Consider the following 14,974-nt stretch of genomic DNA (forward strand, 5'->3'; position numbering starts at 1 on the left):
ATCTATGCATAGATTTTTTTCTTATTTGTTCAAACCGTTATTAGCAATTTCCTTCCATATCACATTGCAAGCCATCAAATTCGTTTTGTTTATTTTTTTCTGCTTCATTCTCAATGGCTTGTGCTAACCTTTCTTTGCTAGCTAGTCCTTGAATAACTTCATCACCAATAATAAACGTTGGAACAGCCCTAATGTTAGCTTCTTCGTAAGCATGTTTTAGAGCTTCTTGATGCACTTCACGATACTTTCGTGACACTAACGCTTCTCTAAAAGCATCCTCAGGCAGTTCAACTTCACCCGCTAATTTTGTCAATACTTCAATATCTTCAATATTTTGTTCCTCTTGAAAAAATGCCGCAAACACTCTGTTGTGGAACTCATTCCCTTTTCCATGCTCCTTTGCAAACTGACACCCTTCAAAAGCCAAATGTGTATATGGATGTGGAGAAACACGTGGTAAACGCATATCGACTCCGAGTTTTTTCGCAGTAGGAAGAATATAAGAATCCCATGAATTCAATTTTTCAGGCTCTTTCCATGGATCAATTTTGGAATATGGACTCGGACGCAGTTCAAATGGCATCCATTCTACCTCTACATCTTTTTCCTTTACGATTTCGTCTAAAGGACCTTTTCCTAAAAAACAAAATGGACATATGAAATCAGAATAAGCTTTAATTTTTACAGTCATATTGTATTCCCTCACTTTTTATCAATAGTTTCCACTTGTAACTTAATTAGTTACAATAAAGGTAAAAAAATATGCTTTCTCTACAATCTAGAATGCATTTGAATAACTACACATTTACTGTTGATGTAACTAATTGTTCCATTGCTTCTTGCGGTTGTATTATTTATCACCTCCGCTGTAACTATTTTAGTTACAGGTTGAAGGGAAGTCAACTATTTTTTTAAAAAACTTTAAAAAACATGAAATAATCATATGCATTTTGAGATGTATCAAGAATTTATGGTTATCATGTATGCTTGTTTCAGTATCCTTTTTAATATAGCCTTATTAAATTGAACGGCTATTTTTTGAAAGAGAATGAATCTATCTAAATACTTCTTGAAAAACAGGCAAGAATCTAAAAGCCATCCTCCCCATTCATTGACTGGCTCCTTTAACTCTAAGTTTTATATCCATTTTACAGAAAAAAAAGTTTGTAAAGAAAGCGTCGCTTTCTCTACAAACTTTTTTATTAAGCACCCTTACATCTCAATGTGTTCGTTAACGGGTTCTCTCTTTTTCTTTCTCTGCTTTTTCGACTTTTTGTAGTATAGCAATTCGTATATACATGGGATGACGATGAGTGTGAGCAGTGTTGATACAGCTAGTCCGCCAATGACAACGATGGCTAAGCTTTGTGAAACCAGGCTTCCCGTTTCCGCCTTTTTATATAAAAGAGGCAACATGGCACAAATTGTTGCTACAGCCGTCATAATGATCGGACGGAATCTTGTAGCTGTCGCTTCAACGATCGCATCTCGGATAATCATTTTTTCTTCGTTTTGTTTGACTCGATCCAGAAGCACAATAGCGTTTGTCACCACAATTCCAATTAACATGAGCGCACCCAACAGTGCTGTAATATCCACTGGAATACGACTGATTACCAATCCTAACACTGCTCCGATAGCAGCGAACGGCAATGAAAATAAAATGGCGATTGGTGCTTTAATTGATTTAAATGTTAAAACCATGATTAGAAAGACGATGCCTATAGAAATTAACATCGTAAGGAACAAATCAGTAAAGTCATCTGTTTGCTGAGCACTGGCTCCCCCAACATATATATCTACATCTTTCGGAATATCAAGGCCTTTGTTCTCCTTATCTCCAAATATCTCAAGATTTATTTTGCTTGCAATATCAGAAAGTTTAGTCGGATCGACAGTTGCCGTTAATTGAAGATACGTTTCTCCGTCTTTATGGAACTGGGTTGTTGCACTCTCTTCACTCTTTAAAGAAGCAACTTTCGACACCGGGACTAAACCGCCATCTGTCATTATAGGTATATTCTTTAAATCCTTTGGTTTTTTAGGATCTAAGATTGGTTCAAGGACTACAGGTGTCTGCTTATCATCCAAGGTGATATTGCCAATTGGGGTTTTATTAAGCATGATACCAAGTTGTTGACCTATTTGTTCTGTGTTGCCTTTAGCCGGATCTACCTTAAATGAATAAATAGTTTTCTTTTCGTCCTGGTTCGTTGTAACATCTTCAATTCCTTTAATATCTTGAATATTTCCTTTGATTTTATTAGCTGTCAGCTCCAAATCTTCCGCACTGCTGCCAATTACATCTATCGTAATGTTCGTCTTTGAAGCCCCCATCATAAATGAAGAAGCGGTAGTCGTAAGCTTCGCACCAGGATAGTTTTCTTTTTGCTTTTCGATTTCCTCCAAGATGGTATCTATGTTTGCTTTATCCTTCACTAAGATACCGAATGTAGCTTCTGTAGGTGATGTGACTGCGCCGTATTGAGCCGCTTCGGCAGAGTTACCTAATTGCATGAACACATTATCTACATCACTCATATCCTGCATTTTTTCTTCGAGTTCTATCGCCTTTTCTTTTACTTTATCAAAGGGCTGATCATTTGGATAAGTCAATGTCACTGAGACATAGTCAGCTGAAGAATTATCAATCGCCCCTTTTGGCATGGCAAAATATGTACCAATGGAACCGACAAACAACAGCAATGCAACAATCAGGACAACCCATTTATGGTTTAATGACCAAGTAACCAGCTTGGTAAAACGCTTAGCTGGTCGATGTTTTGGCAGCTTCGCTCTTTTTAGCAATCCCGCACTCATTAACGGAACAACCGTTAATGCGACAATTAAAGAAGCCAGTAAAGAATAAGTGACCGTTAAAGCGAAAGGAAGCAAAAACTCTTGAAGCCCTCCGTTCAATAAAGCTACCGGCAAGAAAACGGCTACAGTAGTAAGGGTTGAAGCTGTTATCGCCACTCCTACCTCTTTTATTGCATCCATTACCAATTGGATGGAAATCTTCTCCTGCTGCATTTTCCGGAAAATATTTTCAATAACAACAATACTGTCGTCCACCAAGCGACCTATTGCTACAGCGACACCGCCTAGCGTTAAAATATTCAGCGTCACTCCCGACATTGACAGCAAGAATAACGTAAAGCCAAGAGATAGCGGTATGGACACGATTGTAATAAATGTAGACCGGACATTTCGTAAAAAGACCATGATCACAATTGTGGCGAATAGCGCACCAAGCAGCACTTCTTTTACCATCGTCTGAACAGAAGTCTCCACCATATCAGCTGTAGATAAATAGATGGTCGATTTCTGGTCACTATACTTTTCATTAATTTCTTTTGCTGTTTTTTCAACCTCTTTACTGATTGTGACAGCATTTGATTGGCTGTCCTTGATAATGCTAATATCAATGCTTTCTTTTCCATTGAAACGACTGATGAGATTACCATCCTTCGCTTCATCAACTTTCGCTATCTCTCCAAGTGTGACATTTGGAGTGACCTTTAACGCTTTTAATTTTTCAATACTTGTTAAATCCCCGATAACCTTAATGTTACTAGCCTTCCCATCGATCACTTTTTCGCCTACGGCTAGAGCTGTATTTTGACCGTTAAGGACGCTCATGACATCTTGAATGGAGACTTTCTTTTTAGCCAATTGATTATTATCCAATTTTACAGAAAGAACAGATTGGGAGATTCCAAATGTCTGTACATCCGAAACTCCTTTAATATCTTTATATAGAGGCTCTAATTCCTTCTTCGTAAAGTCTAGATTTTCAGCTGTTAATCCGTCCTTAAAGGTCACAGCTATAAATGAAATGGGGATCATTGATGTATTTAACTGTGTAACAGTAGGCTTTGTCATACTTTGCGGCAATGCTACATTGTTTAAAGCCTCTTGAACATCAATTTTTGCCTGTTTCATATCTGATCCGGATTCAAAGAATAGATCTACTTTTGAAAAACCATCACCAGTGGTGGAGTATACAGAACTCTTTCCTTTTACTCCTGTAACAGCCCTTTCAATCGGATCTGTAACTTGTGTTTCCATCGTTTTCGAGTCAGTGCCCTGTCCCATCGTGATAATCGTAACTTGTGGATTATCAGCAGATGGTAAAAATTCCATCGGCAGTTTAAAATAACTAACTACTCCTATCAACAAAATAAAAATGGTTACTAATGAAACTGCAGCCCTATTCTTAAACGACCACTTAGTAAAAAACTCCATGTAAATATCACCCCATATTGTATATTTTAGTAAATAATACCCATTTTAAATAATACCATATATTCCTATAAGTGGGTAAAAATTTTAGTTTTGAGATAAATTTTATTCAAATTAATGCTCCTTGATAAACGAACAAAAAAAAGAGCCTGTTTTGAAAAATGATTGATCAATACAGGCTCTTTTTTAATATTTAATCGAATTATTCTTTATTAAAAAGATTGATTATTTTCGTGTTCCTTATTTATTTACGCTACCCGTTAACTGAATAAGAATTGTCTCAGTAACTACTGAGTGCCTTCAAATCATAATATAGTTTCTTGCCTCAACTTCCTTTTCAGTAAGATTGAATTTTACAGAAGCTTTATTAATTGATTCTTCCATGCTTTCAATCTCTCCAAAGGGTATTTCTAACAAAGTCATAGATCATTTAGATGTTTTTTATCAACTTTTTCTCTTTTAGAATCCCTATTAACTTTATTTGGATGTAAATCTGGTGTAAGTTGTACTGCTCTTCCACTAATAGCCTCTATAACCTCACCAACTATTTTCCATCGATATTTCATAGTTAAATGTGCTACTTTTACGTAATAACCTATTTCATCCTTATTTACTACCCAATCACCATTAGGATGTTTTTGTTGTAAAAATTGGTTTACACTTACACCTGTATTTGTTTTGTGTTTTTTTAGTGTTTCCAACGTAAAAATTGATAATTGACTACTATCCATTTTATCAACTCCCTTTGCCCTATAGATTCGGCACAAGGAGATAATTTCCTGCAAATAAAAAGCACCCAGTGAAATGAGTGCTTGAACTAAATTGATTACTATTCATTATAGGTATGTTTTGAGTTTCTCTTTATCAGAAACATGAATCCAAGGTAAATCAAGATTATCATCATTAATACCAGGTGTGATAACACGTGTATATAAAAGGTCATAAATACAATCATTTATTAAAAGGGAATTTTCATCTGATATTCTTCGGTTATAGGTTATAGTACCACCACCTGTATGTTCAGTTACCCCAAATATTAAGCCTTGTTTTTTTAAAGAACTCCTAATCACTTCTCTAATAGCCTCTAGACTAGTTAACGGGAATACATCAAGGTGTTTAACAATCATTCTTAAAATATCCTCTTTAGATAAAACCAGTTCACTATTTTGACTCAATATTATCCCACCCCCTTTCTTCATATTCTCCAAACGACTGATTTTTTCCTTCTCTATCCATAAAAAGACGACACTCTCTACATAAGTGCCGTCCCTTTGCTTTATTCTCGATGATATAAATTTACCTTACCTTACCTTAATCAAACAACATTTCGACTTAAGGATATTTTTTCCAGCAAGTAAAAAAGTACGATCGCTAGGATGCTCCTACATTGGTTCAAAGCTTTTCATTTTAAATTCATTTACAGGCCGATTAATCGACTTTCCCAACTTTATACTAAGTTCTTGGTAATCCTTAGTATCATTAGGATCAATATCTTCTCTGACTTTTAGTATCTCGTATCGGTCATATTTCTCAGGAGTAAGTCCTCCGTCAACATGTATAAAAAGCCTATATTTAACTCTCAGATTCATTTTACCATCTCCTTTATCTAATAGTTCGATATTAGGTGATAATTTCCTGCTTATTTCCTCCTGACAGCTCCATCAAATAACTGGTCAGCATTAAATAGCTAAATCTCCCGTCTGATTCTACTCTAATTAGTTGGTCCATGATAACGAACCTCCGAGCTTTTTGTGTGAGCGTTGCTTCTCTATCCTTTAAAGTTAAGTATTTAAACTGGTATTTCTCCATTACCTCTTCTACAGCTGCCTGTGCCGATTTTCTATCTAATTCAGATGTTTCAAAAACTATATCTTTTCATATTTCTGTTTTTTTGTTGACATTATAAGCAATCAAAAAAGCATTGGATTTCATAGACTCCAACGCTTTCCCACATATCACTATTTGCTTCTTCTCCGGATAAAAAAATCACTTATAGTTCCAGTTGTAGCATCTAGATCAGCAGCTAAACCAATATCACTTTGGACAAATTCCCTTCCAGAAATGTCTACAGTTTCACTTTGATTCGTTAAGAATCCTGGCTTGACAGCCTCAATAAATTAGGCACCATCTACTAGATTAGCAAATAAATATTGTCCTTGAGCATTTGTATTAACAGTTCCTGCCACCTCTAGCTGAGTAACCACTATCCTAGAAACCTGTACAGTTGCATCTTTAATTGGTTGTGTGTATGTTAAACTTCTAACACTACCAAAAATTGCATTCCTAATGAATCGACTTGCATGGTTATGGTAACGTTTGTGTTCCTATTTCGAGTAACAGGAATAGTAATAGTAATACGGAGTGGAGTTAAAAATTTTGGCTCAGCAGCAGTGATAAAGTAGGAACCCACGGGAACTTGAGGGAAAAGGAGGATGTTTAGGTTCATTACTTAGAAATATATATATTCGTGGAGTTTTTTACTTCTTATTCCGAACTACAAGTTATTAAAATTTTATTTGATAGAGCATGAACATTTAATATTGAGGTCAACTTACCGCAAAGGGAAATAACTTTTTACAAAATGGTAGTTTTCCAGCCGTCGTTTCAGACTGCAAGAAAGAACCATTCTGGGCATTGCAATTGCCGAATACGATTAGATCCAACAGATGAAAAGGGAAGATGTTTCTAGTGGTGATTTTAGGATGGATAACGTCTTTTATAACGGAGAGAATGATATTCCAGAGTTAGTGATGAAGGTTTGCCTATCAATAGGATGATTTACCCTTTTAAATAAAAATAAGCCCTTCTTAAAAAAAAGGGTATAAAAATTAAAAGTATCTGTACAATTTCATATTCGCTCTCTCATATTTGCTCTTAGCCACTAACTTCTTTTCTCAATAAGGGTAGTATGAATATGGGTTTGGGTATGGAGCATATCCTGGATATCCAAAGCCATCATATCCATAGCCACCATATCCATAGCCATCATATCCATACCCATCATATCCATAGCCACCATAATATGGCCCTGCAAGCAATGCTCCTGCAGCAAGCCCCCCTAGAAAAGGAAATCCAAAACCAAATGGTCTTCCAAATCCAAATGGTCTTCCAAATCCAAATGGTCTCCCAAAACCTCCAAAGTGACCTCCACCAAAACCAATTCTTCTTAAATCATTTGCATTTATATCTTCATATATTAAATCATACATTTTTAGTAAGTCCCCCTCAATTCTTTATTTGATTTAGATTATGTGAAGATAAGGAAGGATGTTTAGGTTCATTACCTAGAAATATGTACATTCGTGGAGTTTTTTACAGGGAGTTTACTCAACATATCCAAACCATCATATTAAGCAATCCTTTAGTCAGAAAGGTTGCCCGTACGATAATGCCTGTATTGAGTCCTTTCATGCTCTATTAAAAAAGGAAGAAGTCAACCACGTGCAATATCTAGACTATCAAACAGCTAAATTGGCGACGTTCCAATTTATTGAAGGTTGGTATAACCGAAAAAGAATTCACAGCAGCTTGGGCTATCAAACCCCACAAGCCATTGAAGATCGAATTAGGAATACAGCTTAAGATTTAACTTTTTAGTGTCCAAAATATTGACTAGAATCCACCCGTTAAGTAGACTTCTTCACAAACGATCATTTCAATATTTAATAAAGAAAAGCCAGTTTACCTTAAAATAATGCTAACTGGCTTTTCTTTATTGTGGACCAAACTACAATCCCATTATATTTCCCTTTGTTCAATTCGTTTAATTAACTCTTCAAGCCAATAAATTGTGTGCTCTGTTCTAGTTGAAACATAGCCACTGAAAAATTCTGCAAACTTTTCGTGTTCTTTTTCTATCTGAATTTGCTTTTCAAAATTACTAATTTGCTCCCAATGAGCCTTAATATCTTTTAATTTTTTTTCTAATATTTCTACTACATTCTCACGATCCACATACTTGATGCTTGCTAAGCCTACCACCATATCACTAATAGCATCCGCATTTTCAAACAACTTGTAGATTTTTTTCGGTAGTTCTTCACGACCTTTAGCCGTAATCGTAAATATTTGCTTATCAGGTCGATGTTCTTCTTTTATGATTTCGACTGCCTTAATTAAACCTTGTTTTGCTAATGAATCAAAATGGTAATACAGTTTACTTTCTGTTAGCCCACCTAGTTGATCAAATGGAATGGGTTCTGAAAGCTGTTTTTTTAATTTATAAGGATAATTGTTATCCTCCATCAGTTTACTCAATATAAAAATTTGAATGGACATTCTCTTTGCTCCTTTAAGAAGAATTATCTCCTTATTTTAGCAAAACTAAGCTGTGAATTCAGTTACATTCTTTACATTTTCCGTTTCAGCCTTTATTTCCGGAACTTCTAGCGGCATTGGTTTATGGATAAACGCGACAATAGCAATATTAATTAACATTGCAACCGCACCTACTGCAACCATTGACCAAATATATGGACTTGGACTAACGCTACCATATAAGTTTGCGAAGTATGCCTGTACTGAGTAATACATTGGTGAAATTTGGCTCATCCATTCATATGGCAAGTACATCATATCACGTGTAATTGTGGCACCATTTGCTAATGTTTGTATTAATAAAATTGGTAAGTTCAAAATCATACCGCCTTCACCAATTAAGAAGATAACAATCGCTGTAAAGTTGAAACATACCATATAGTTTAAAATTTGTTGTCCTACCAAACTGAAGAACAGGTCACCACTTGGCTCATTGATTAAATATGTTACACCTAATGCAACTAATGATGATACCACTGCAACCAATAACGCAGTTAATTGTACATAGCTGAATAAACGTTTTTTACTTGCTTTTCCACGGCTTTCTTTAAATGCACCTACTAATTGCATCGCTCCGATCATCGCCCCCGTATAACCAGCCATTGTTAAGAACATTGGCAGCATATTATTATTCATACCGTCTGGTACTTCGTTGATTGACACTACGTTTCCTACGTAAGCTGTTTTAATCTTTTTTGCTAATTCGGCAGCTTGCTCTTCTGGTATATTAAAGTTCATTAATACGCCTTGGGCTGTTTGTTGTGAAAATTGTGTGCTTAACTGGTTGTTAATTTCCTTAACAACTGAATTCATAGTGGAAGAAACAGTTGTTGCCCCTGCTTCATTAATTGTAAAGTCGATACTTGATGACGCTTCACCTTTTTGCATAGTCGCAGAGAATGTTTCTGGGATGTGTACGACTAACGCTAAGTCATTGTGCTCTAAATCGTTTAAGGCTTGCTTATTTGTTAATTCCGTCTCGATTTCCTTAAACGGTAAATTTTCTTGTAGCTGGTCGGCAATTTTTGCCCCATATTCACCGGCATCATCATTGACAATAGCAATTGGTAATTTATCAATATTCCCTGGAATTGCTGTATAACCAGGCAAGAAGATACCTAGCATTGCAACGGCATAGAAGATCCCCATAAAGATTGTCGCAATTGCGCCTTTTGTTTTTAAGAACTGAGTAAATTTCATATGTTGTATCCTTCCTTAAGTTAGAATTTATTTTAATCAAATCACATCATACTACTTCTATTAATATACTTTATTTAAAGTACTATAATCAAAGTACTTTTATAGTTTATTTTATTATTTTTGCAAAGTCAATTACAAAACGCTCCATTTTTGTATGGTAAATTTATCTAACGAAGATGGAAGCAATTAAAAAAAATGAAAATACTCCCCATACAGCTGCACGATTAAAGTAAAATGTTACTACTGTAAGGGGAGTATTTTTTATACAAATTAATATATTAAATTCAGAATTTAGTATTGATATAAAACAGGAAAAATAATGTGGTTTCTGCGTCAGCCTCCACTAATACGGTACAGAAAACCGGTGACGAAGGTGTAAAAGCTCAAAGGTTATCATCTTAAGAGAAAATGCTATTCAAGCAACATCCCTATACGTAGACATAGGAATGCACTTTTTTCAATCACCGAACTGTTTTTTAAAAAGTTAAGAACTTTTCCATCCAGCGAATATTTTGTTCTGCTTTGCCAAATTGTACGGACTTCTGCTGTATTTCATCGAGGAGTGCAAGACGCTTTTTGATTTCTTCTTTATTTTTAGTCTCTCTATATTGAGCCCAACTTTTCTTGTTTAATTGAATTCTCTAGGAAAACAGCGGATTTCACTGGATCAATATATTTCAACTGAATCATATTAAGCTTCGCCATACTTCCTTTCTCTAAAATAGAATCGTTCCTTTTTCTTATTATGTGTAGCTGAAGGTATCATCGAAGACGAGAAATCAATAATTCTAATTAAAACCAAATTTCCAATCATAAATAGGGTCCATGTCCTATTACCTTTTACTCTATAAAAATTACTCTGATTAGAGTACTCTGGAATTAGGGAGTTGTCACTAAGTTTGATACTTTATTTAAAAATAAAGGTAGGTTGTGTAATCTATTTTAAAGGAGGAATAGAATTATTATGAATAAAGAAGTCATTCCAATTAATGAAATCACAAATTTTCAGTCACGTGCAGAGGAATTTTTTCCGATTGATTGGTATAAAGTAATGTTACACGATCATCCTGTTTATTATCATGAAAAAACAAATACATGGAATGTGTTTAAATATGAAGATGTTAAACAGGTGTTAAGCAACTATGAATTCTTTTCAAGTGAAGGTCCCAAAACAACCATTTTTGTTGGAGCGAACAACAAACAAAAAAAACCCTCACCTATTACGAATCTTACACTCACAGATCCACCTCAGCATCGGAAGGGCCGCTCCTTGTTGGCAGCAGCTTTCACTCCACGCAGTCTGAAGAACTGGGAACCCCGTATTCAACAGATTGCAACTCAACTTGCAGAAGATATCCAGGACAACGCTACCGTTAATATTGTTGAAGCGTTTGCTGCCCCTTTGCCTAGCCTAGTAATAGCAGATTTATTTGGGGTACCGGTACAAGATCGGCATCAGTTCAAAAAATGGGTTGATATTCTTTTCCAACCTTACGACAAAGAAAGGCTGGAAGACATTGAGCTACAAAAACAAAATGCTGCAATGGAGTATTTCCAATATCTTTACCCGATTGTCGTTCAAAAACGTTCGAACCTTGCGGATGATATTATCTCTGACTTAATCCGGGCTGAAGTAGACGGTGACAAGTTTACGGATGAGGAGATTGTACAGACGACCATGCTGCTTTTAGGTGCAGGGGTGGAAACAACCAGCCACGCAATTGCCAATACGTTCTACTCATTGCTCTATGATGATGAGTCAATATATGGAGAACTAAGAAACAATGTGGAATTAGTGCCAAACGCAGTCGAAGAAATGCTCCGCTATCGTTTTCATATGTCAAGAAGAGATCGTACGGTGAAACAAGACAATGATCTGTTAGGAGTTGAGTTGAAGAAAGGAGATGTAGTCATCGCGTGGATGAGTGCATGCAATATGGATAAAGATATGTTTGATGATCCTTTCTCTCTCGACATTCACCGTTCAAACAATAAAAAGCATTTGACATTCGGAAATGGCCCACACTTCTGTTTAGGCGCACCTCTTGCACGATTAGAAATGAAAATTGCACTAGAAGCATTTTTACAAAAATTTTCCCGCATCGAACCAGTGGATGGGTTTGAATTAGAAAAGAACCTAACTGCCTCCGCAACGGGACAGTCCTTAACTTATCTACCGATGAAAGTTTACAAATAAGGATCTAAAAGTCATTAAGATCTGTTAATTGGATTTGGGAACATCAGATAACTTCTGTTGTTCTCTTTTTTATTAGCTACTATGACATAACTATTATTATACGAAGATTTTAAAAGTTTTTCACCAGTTGTCGCTCCATGAGAAATTAAAGTGATTAAAACAAGAAGAGTAAATGGTTTCCGTGGCTTTAATTCCTGTTTTATACGGATCTTGGCTCATAATAAACAAGCAGGGAGTCTACTCAACATATCCAAACCATCATATTAAGCAATCCTTTAGCCAGAAAGGTTGCCCGTATGATAATACCTGTATTGAATCTTTTCATGCGATATTAAAGAAGGAAGAAGTCAACCACGTGCAATATCTAGACTATCAAACAGCTAAATTAGCAATGTTCCAATTTATTGAAGTTGGTATAACCGAAAAAGGATTCACAGCAGCTTGGGCTATCAAAACCCACAAGCCATTGAACATCGAATTTGGAATAGAGCTTAAGATTTAACTTTTTAGTGTCTTTATCTAATTTAATTCAACACTATAAACTTTAACCTTCTTAAACTAAACTGCTTCTTTAATTCAATAAAAAAGCAGCCTAGATTAGCAGCCAGATCTTAAAGGAACAGCACCAGTCAGTTAAATAAGCAGAAATAACAGATTTACTTACTTATTAGTATTTATATAAGAATTTTAACATTATGCAAACCCCTTCATACATTGATTATGATTAGATGACTACAATTTTTTCAAGGAGGAAAACAACAAATGATGCCTTCCCCTGATATCTTCCCAAATGTATTCGGGACAAATGATGCCTTACTCTGATATGTCTTCCCAAATGTATTCGGGACAAATGATGCCTACTGGTAGACAAAATCCTCAAATGGTTCCTCACCCAGTCCTTACCGTTGTAAGACAAACAGCTCCTAATCAAATTGAAATAACTTATGACCAACCAGCCGATTTGAAATCTGCAACAAATGTAAGAAATTATTGGATTAGAATTAATTTAGATAGTCCGTCCGACATTGCAACTGTTGAAAGAGGTAATATGAAGCTCCTTCCTACAAACAGTCTAAGACCTGATATGGCAAGGATTACGCCTGTTGGCAATTCAAAAACAAGGTTTTTAATGACTTTTAACCAAAACGCTACCCCAGGTGTTCAATATACGGTACTGCCTTGCTTTGTTAATCTAGAAGGCAGAACAGGTTTTGGGGGAGAAAATTGGGGTCCTGAAAGCAGGAATACCTTTACCGCTCGAAGGTTTTAAAATAACCAAAAACATCAATTGTTTTATTGAGCGATAGGGTGAATCTTAACTATAAAAGGAGGATAGTTGAAGGCTGAACGTCCTCCTAATTTATACAATACTATTCAATGATAATGTCATGTTTATTAGAAATATTTAGGCTAATGCCTAGTCCTAGGATATTCATGGAACATAGTATAAAATTGTGGTCATTATAAAGGTGAAAAATCACTAAAAGGGAGGTTCTTCAAGGGATATGCTAGAAATAGAAGAACAAATACAATACCGTGAAGATTTGTTAGAATGGTGTGATAATATATATTTTCACTGGGAAAATATAAAACCGAGGTTTTCAAAACTCTTTGATATAAAAAGTTTAGAGGAATGGGAAAAGTCAAACCGCGATTTAAAAGGTAAATTACAGACAGATTTAAAAGTGAATTTCGATGATTATCAGACAGCCAAAAGCCTATATGAGCAGTGGGAACTGCTACACAAAGAATCACAGGGGTATCAAGAAAAAGAAGGTGAATCTGGTGTGAGAAAGATAGCTGGGTTACCCTCTGATTCTGATAAGGGAATAGTAATGCAACGTCAGGAGGCAAACGAAACAGTAAAAGAACTTGATAAAGAATGGGTTGAACTCATTCAGATGGTTATTAATTTGGAAATACCGATACAAGAAATCAGAAATTTTGTATCAGACTATAAACGGTAGTGAGTTGATGAAAAGAGGAGTCCTGCCGCATACAACGTGATTTTTTCACTAGGCAGCTTTTCTATGCTTCATCTTCGTTTCATATACACTTCCTAGAATATCAGACGGTCACCTTCAAAACCGATGACATTTACGACCGTTCCTTTTGAGCAGTTGATAAAGGCGATGCAAAATTTTCAAAAGTTCTTCTGCACCAACTTCTATCGCTTGAAACAGTAACGGAAAGTAATCTTTAATCAATCGCTTTGTATTCACTCAGCTCCTTCTTTTTCCTTTCTTTTCAAGCAGAAGCTGTCGCATTTGAAACATCATAGAAGAACAAAGGAGAATGCCAATGAGTTGTCCGTATAAATGACACTCTAGGCGTTCTCTTTTAACATTTTTACATTCATCCAATTTCAATGAATGGATTCCACGTTTTAAACAAAATCTCAATCTGCGAACGAGGTGAATACAATGAATGCACTTAGTTCGTCTGTACTTCTTTTAGAGAAGTGTTCATGATATATACATTCATATCCATTAAACGTTTACTTTTATCCTTCATGACATTGCCTTTCTTCTTTTCACGTATCGCTTAGTTTTTCAGATGTGTTTGCGTCAGATTATCGGTTAAGCGATGGATAATGACACGTGCTGGAAGCTTCTAATTTGGCAATGTAAACCTCGGGGATTTCCACCGTCACCAAGGGTTAGACTAGACATCATTTGTGTCATATCAGCTGGATGTATTCTGTTTGCCTTTTTAACGTGCCATTGTTGAAGTATTCTGGCCAGGGTTCTTGATATAAATGCGTGTATTCAGCTTTAACCGCGAGATATAGTAAACCTCTTTATCATGAATGGCTTGTAAATCTCCTAAATCGAAGTACAATTTCTTTCAAACACAAATCGCCCGCCCCCTACGGATTCAAGGCAGATGGTACCATATATTTTATCATTACTATTTCCTGGTCCAAGTTGCTCGATAAGGAATTGAACACTAAGTAAATCATATTCCAATTGAATTTTCACATCTACGTATTAATACTCCCACTTGAAGCCTCAA

11 protein-coding genes and 3 pseudogenes are annotated in these 14,974 nt (G+C 35.7%); 5 read left to right on the plus strand and 9 right to left on the minus strand.

What is annotated here, in order from left to right; translation table 11 throughout:
- Positions 1–40: 40 nt before the first annotated feature.
- The 6 genes from ACQKMR_RS09980 to ACQKMR_RS10005 all read right to left on the minus strand — a co-directional run bounded on the left by ACQKMR_RS09980 (position 41) and on the right by ACQKMR_RS10005 (position 7,454).
- Positions 41–691 (minus strand): DsbA family oxidoreductase, encoded by a 651-nt coding sequence (locus ACQKMR_RS09980; RefSeq protein ID WP_427697152.1) that lies wholly within the window; start codon positions 689–691, stop codon positions 41–43.
- Positions 692–1,212: 521 nt separating this feature from the next.
- Positions 1,213–4,248 (minus strand): efflux RND transporter permease subunit, encoded by a 3,036-nt coding sequence (locus tag ACQKMR_RS09985; RefSeq protein ID WP_427697153.1) that lies wholly within the window; start codon positions 4,246–4,248, stop codon positions 1,213–1,215.
- Between the two features lie 416 nt (positions 4,249–4,664).
- On the minus strand, positions 4,665–4,976 hold the full coding sequence (locus ACQKMR_RS09990) for a hypothetical protein (protein ID WP_427697154.1): 312 nt from the start codon (positions 4,974–4,976) through the stop codon (positions 4,665–4,667).
- A gap of 105 nt (positions 4,977–5,081) precedes the next feature.
- A complete protein-coding gene (locus ACQKMR_RS09995; protein WP_427697155.1) occupies positions 5,082–5,420 on the minus strand; it encodes a hypothetical protein in 339 nt (112 codons plus the stop codon).
- Between the two features lie 207 nt (positions 5,421–5,627).
- On the minus strand, positions 5,628–5,834 hold the full coding sequence (locus ACQKMR_RS10000; protein WP_427697156.1) for a hypothetical protein: 207 nt from the start codon (positions 5,832–5,834) through the stop codon (positions 5,628–5,630).
- A 1,305-nt stretch (positions 5,835–7,139) separates the two neighbouring features.
- Complete coding sequence (locus ACQKMR_RS10005) at positions 7,140–7,454, minus strand: hypothetical protein (protein ID WP_427697157.1); 315 nt, start codon at positions 7,452–7,454, stop codon at positions 7,140–7,142.
- A gap of 130 nt (positions 7,455–7,584) precedes the next feature.
- Between ACQKMR_RS10005 and ACQKMR_RS10010 the strand changes: the two are divergent.
- Positions 7,585–7,827: pseudogene (locus ACQKMR_RS10010) on the plus strand (integrase core domain-containing protein); the annotation flags it as partial.
- 156 nt (positions 7,828–7,983) lie between these two features.
- Here the strand turns inward: ACQKMR_RS10010 and ACQKMR_RS10015 are convergent.
- Positions 7,984–8,523: a PadR family transcriptional regulator gene (locus ACQKMR_RS10015; RefSeq protein WP_427697158.1), complete on the minus strand. Its 540-nt coding sequence runs from the start codon at positions 8,521–8,523 to the stop codon at positions 7,984–7,986.
- A 45-nt stretch (positions 8,524–8,568) separates the two neighbouring features.
- Positions 8,569–9,762 carry a YhgE/Pip domain-containing protein gene (locus ACQKMR_RS10020; protein ID WP_427697159.1) on the minus strand — a complete coding sequence of 398 codons (1,194 nt, stop codon included), beginning with the start codon at positions 9,760–9,762 and terminating at the stop codon, positions 8,569–8,571.
- A 964-nt stretch (positions 9,763–10,726) separates the two neighbouring features.
- Here ACQKMR_RS10020 and ACQKMR_RS10025 point away from each other — a divergent pair.
- From ACQKMR_RS10025 to ACQKMR_RS10040, 4 genes and pseudogenes are all read left to right on the plus strand, one after another.
- Positions 10,727–11,959, plus strand: a complete 1,233-nt coding sequence (locus tag ACQKMR_RS10025; RefSeq protein ID WP_427697160.1) for a cytochrome P450 — start codon at positions 10,727–10,729, stop codon at positions 11,957–11,959.
- Positions 11,960–12,224: 265 nt separating this feature from the next.
- Positions 12,225–12,454: pseudogene (locus tag ACQKMR_RS10030) on the plus strand (integrase core domain-containing protein); the annotation flags it as partial.
- A 295-nt stretch (positions 12,455–12,749) separates the two neighbouring features.
- Positions 12,750–13,229: a hypothetical protein gene (locus tag ACQKMR_RS10035; protein ID WP_427697161.1), complete on the plus strand. Its 480-nt coding sequence runs from the start codon at positions 12,750–12,752 to the stop codon at positions 13,227–13,229.
- Between the two features lie 235 nt (positions 13,230–13,464).
- Positions 13,465–13,926 carry a hypothetical protein gene (locus tag ACQKMR_RS10040; protein ID WP_427697162.1) on the plus strand — a complete coding sequence of 154 codons (462 nt, stop codon included), beginning with the start codon at positions 13,465–13,467 and terminating at the stop codon, positions 13,924–13,926.
- A gap of 48 nt (positions 13,927–13,974) precedes the next feature.
- Here ACQKMR_RS10040 and ACQKMR_RS10045 read toward each other — a convergent pair.
- Positions 13,975–14,966 (minus strand): annotated as a pseudogene (locus tag ACQKMR_RS10045) (IS4 family transposase); the annotation flags it as partial.
- Positions 14,967–14,974: the final 8 nt, after the last annotated feature.

The organism is Peribacillus sp. NPDC096540 (assembly GCF_050278525.1).
Classification (GTDB): domain Bacteria; phylum Bacillota; class Bacilli; order Bacillales; family DSM-1321; genus Peribacillus.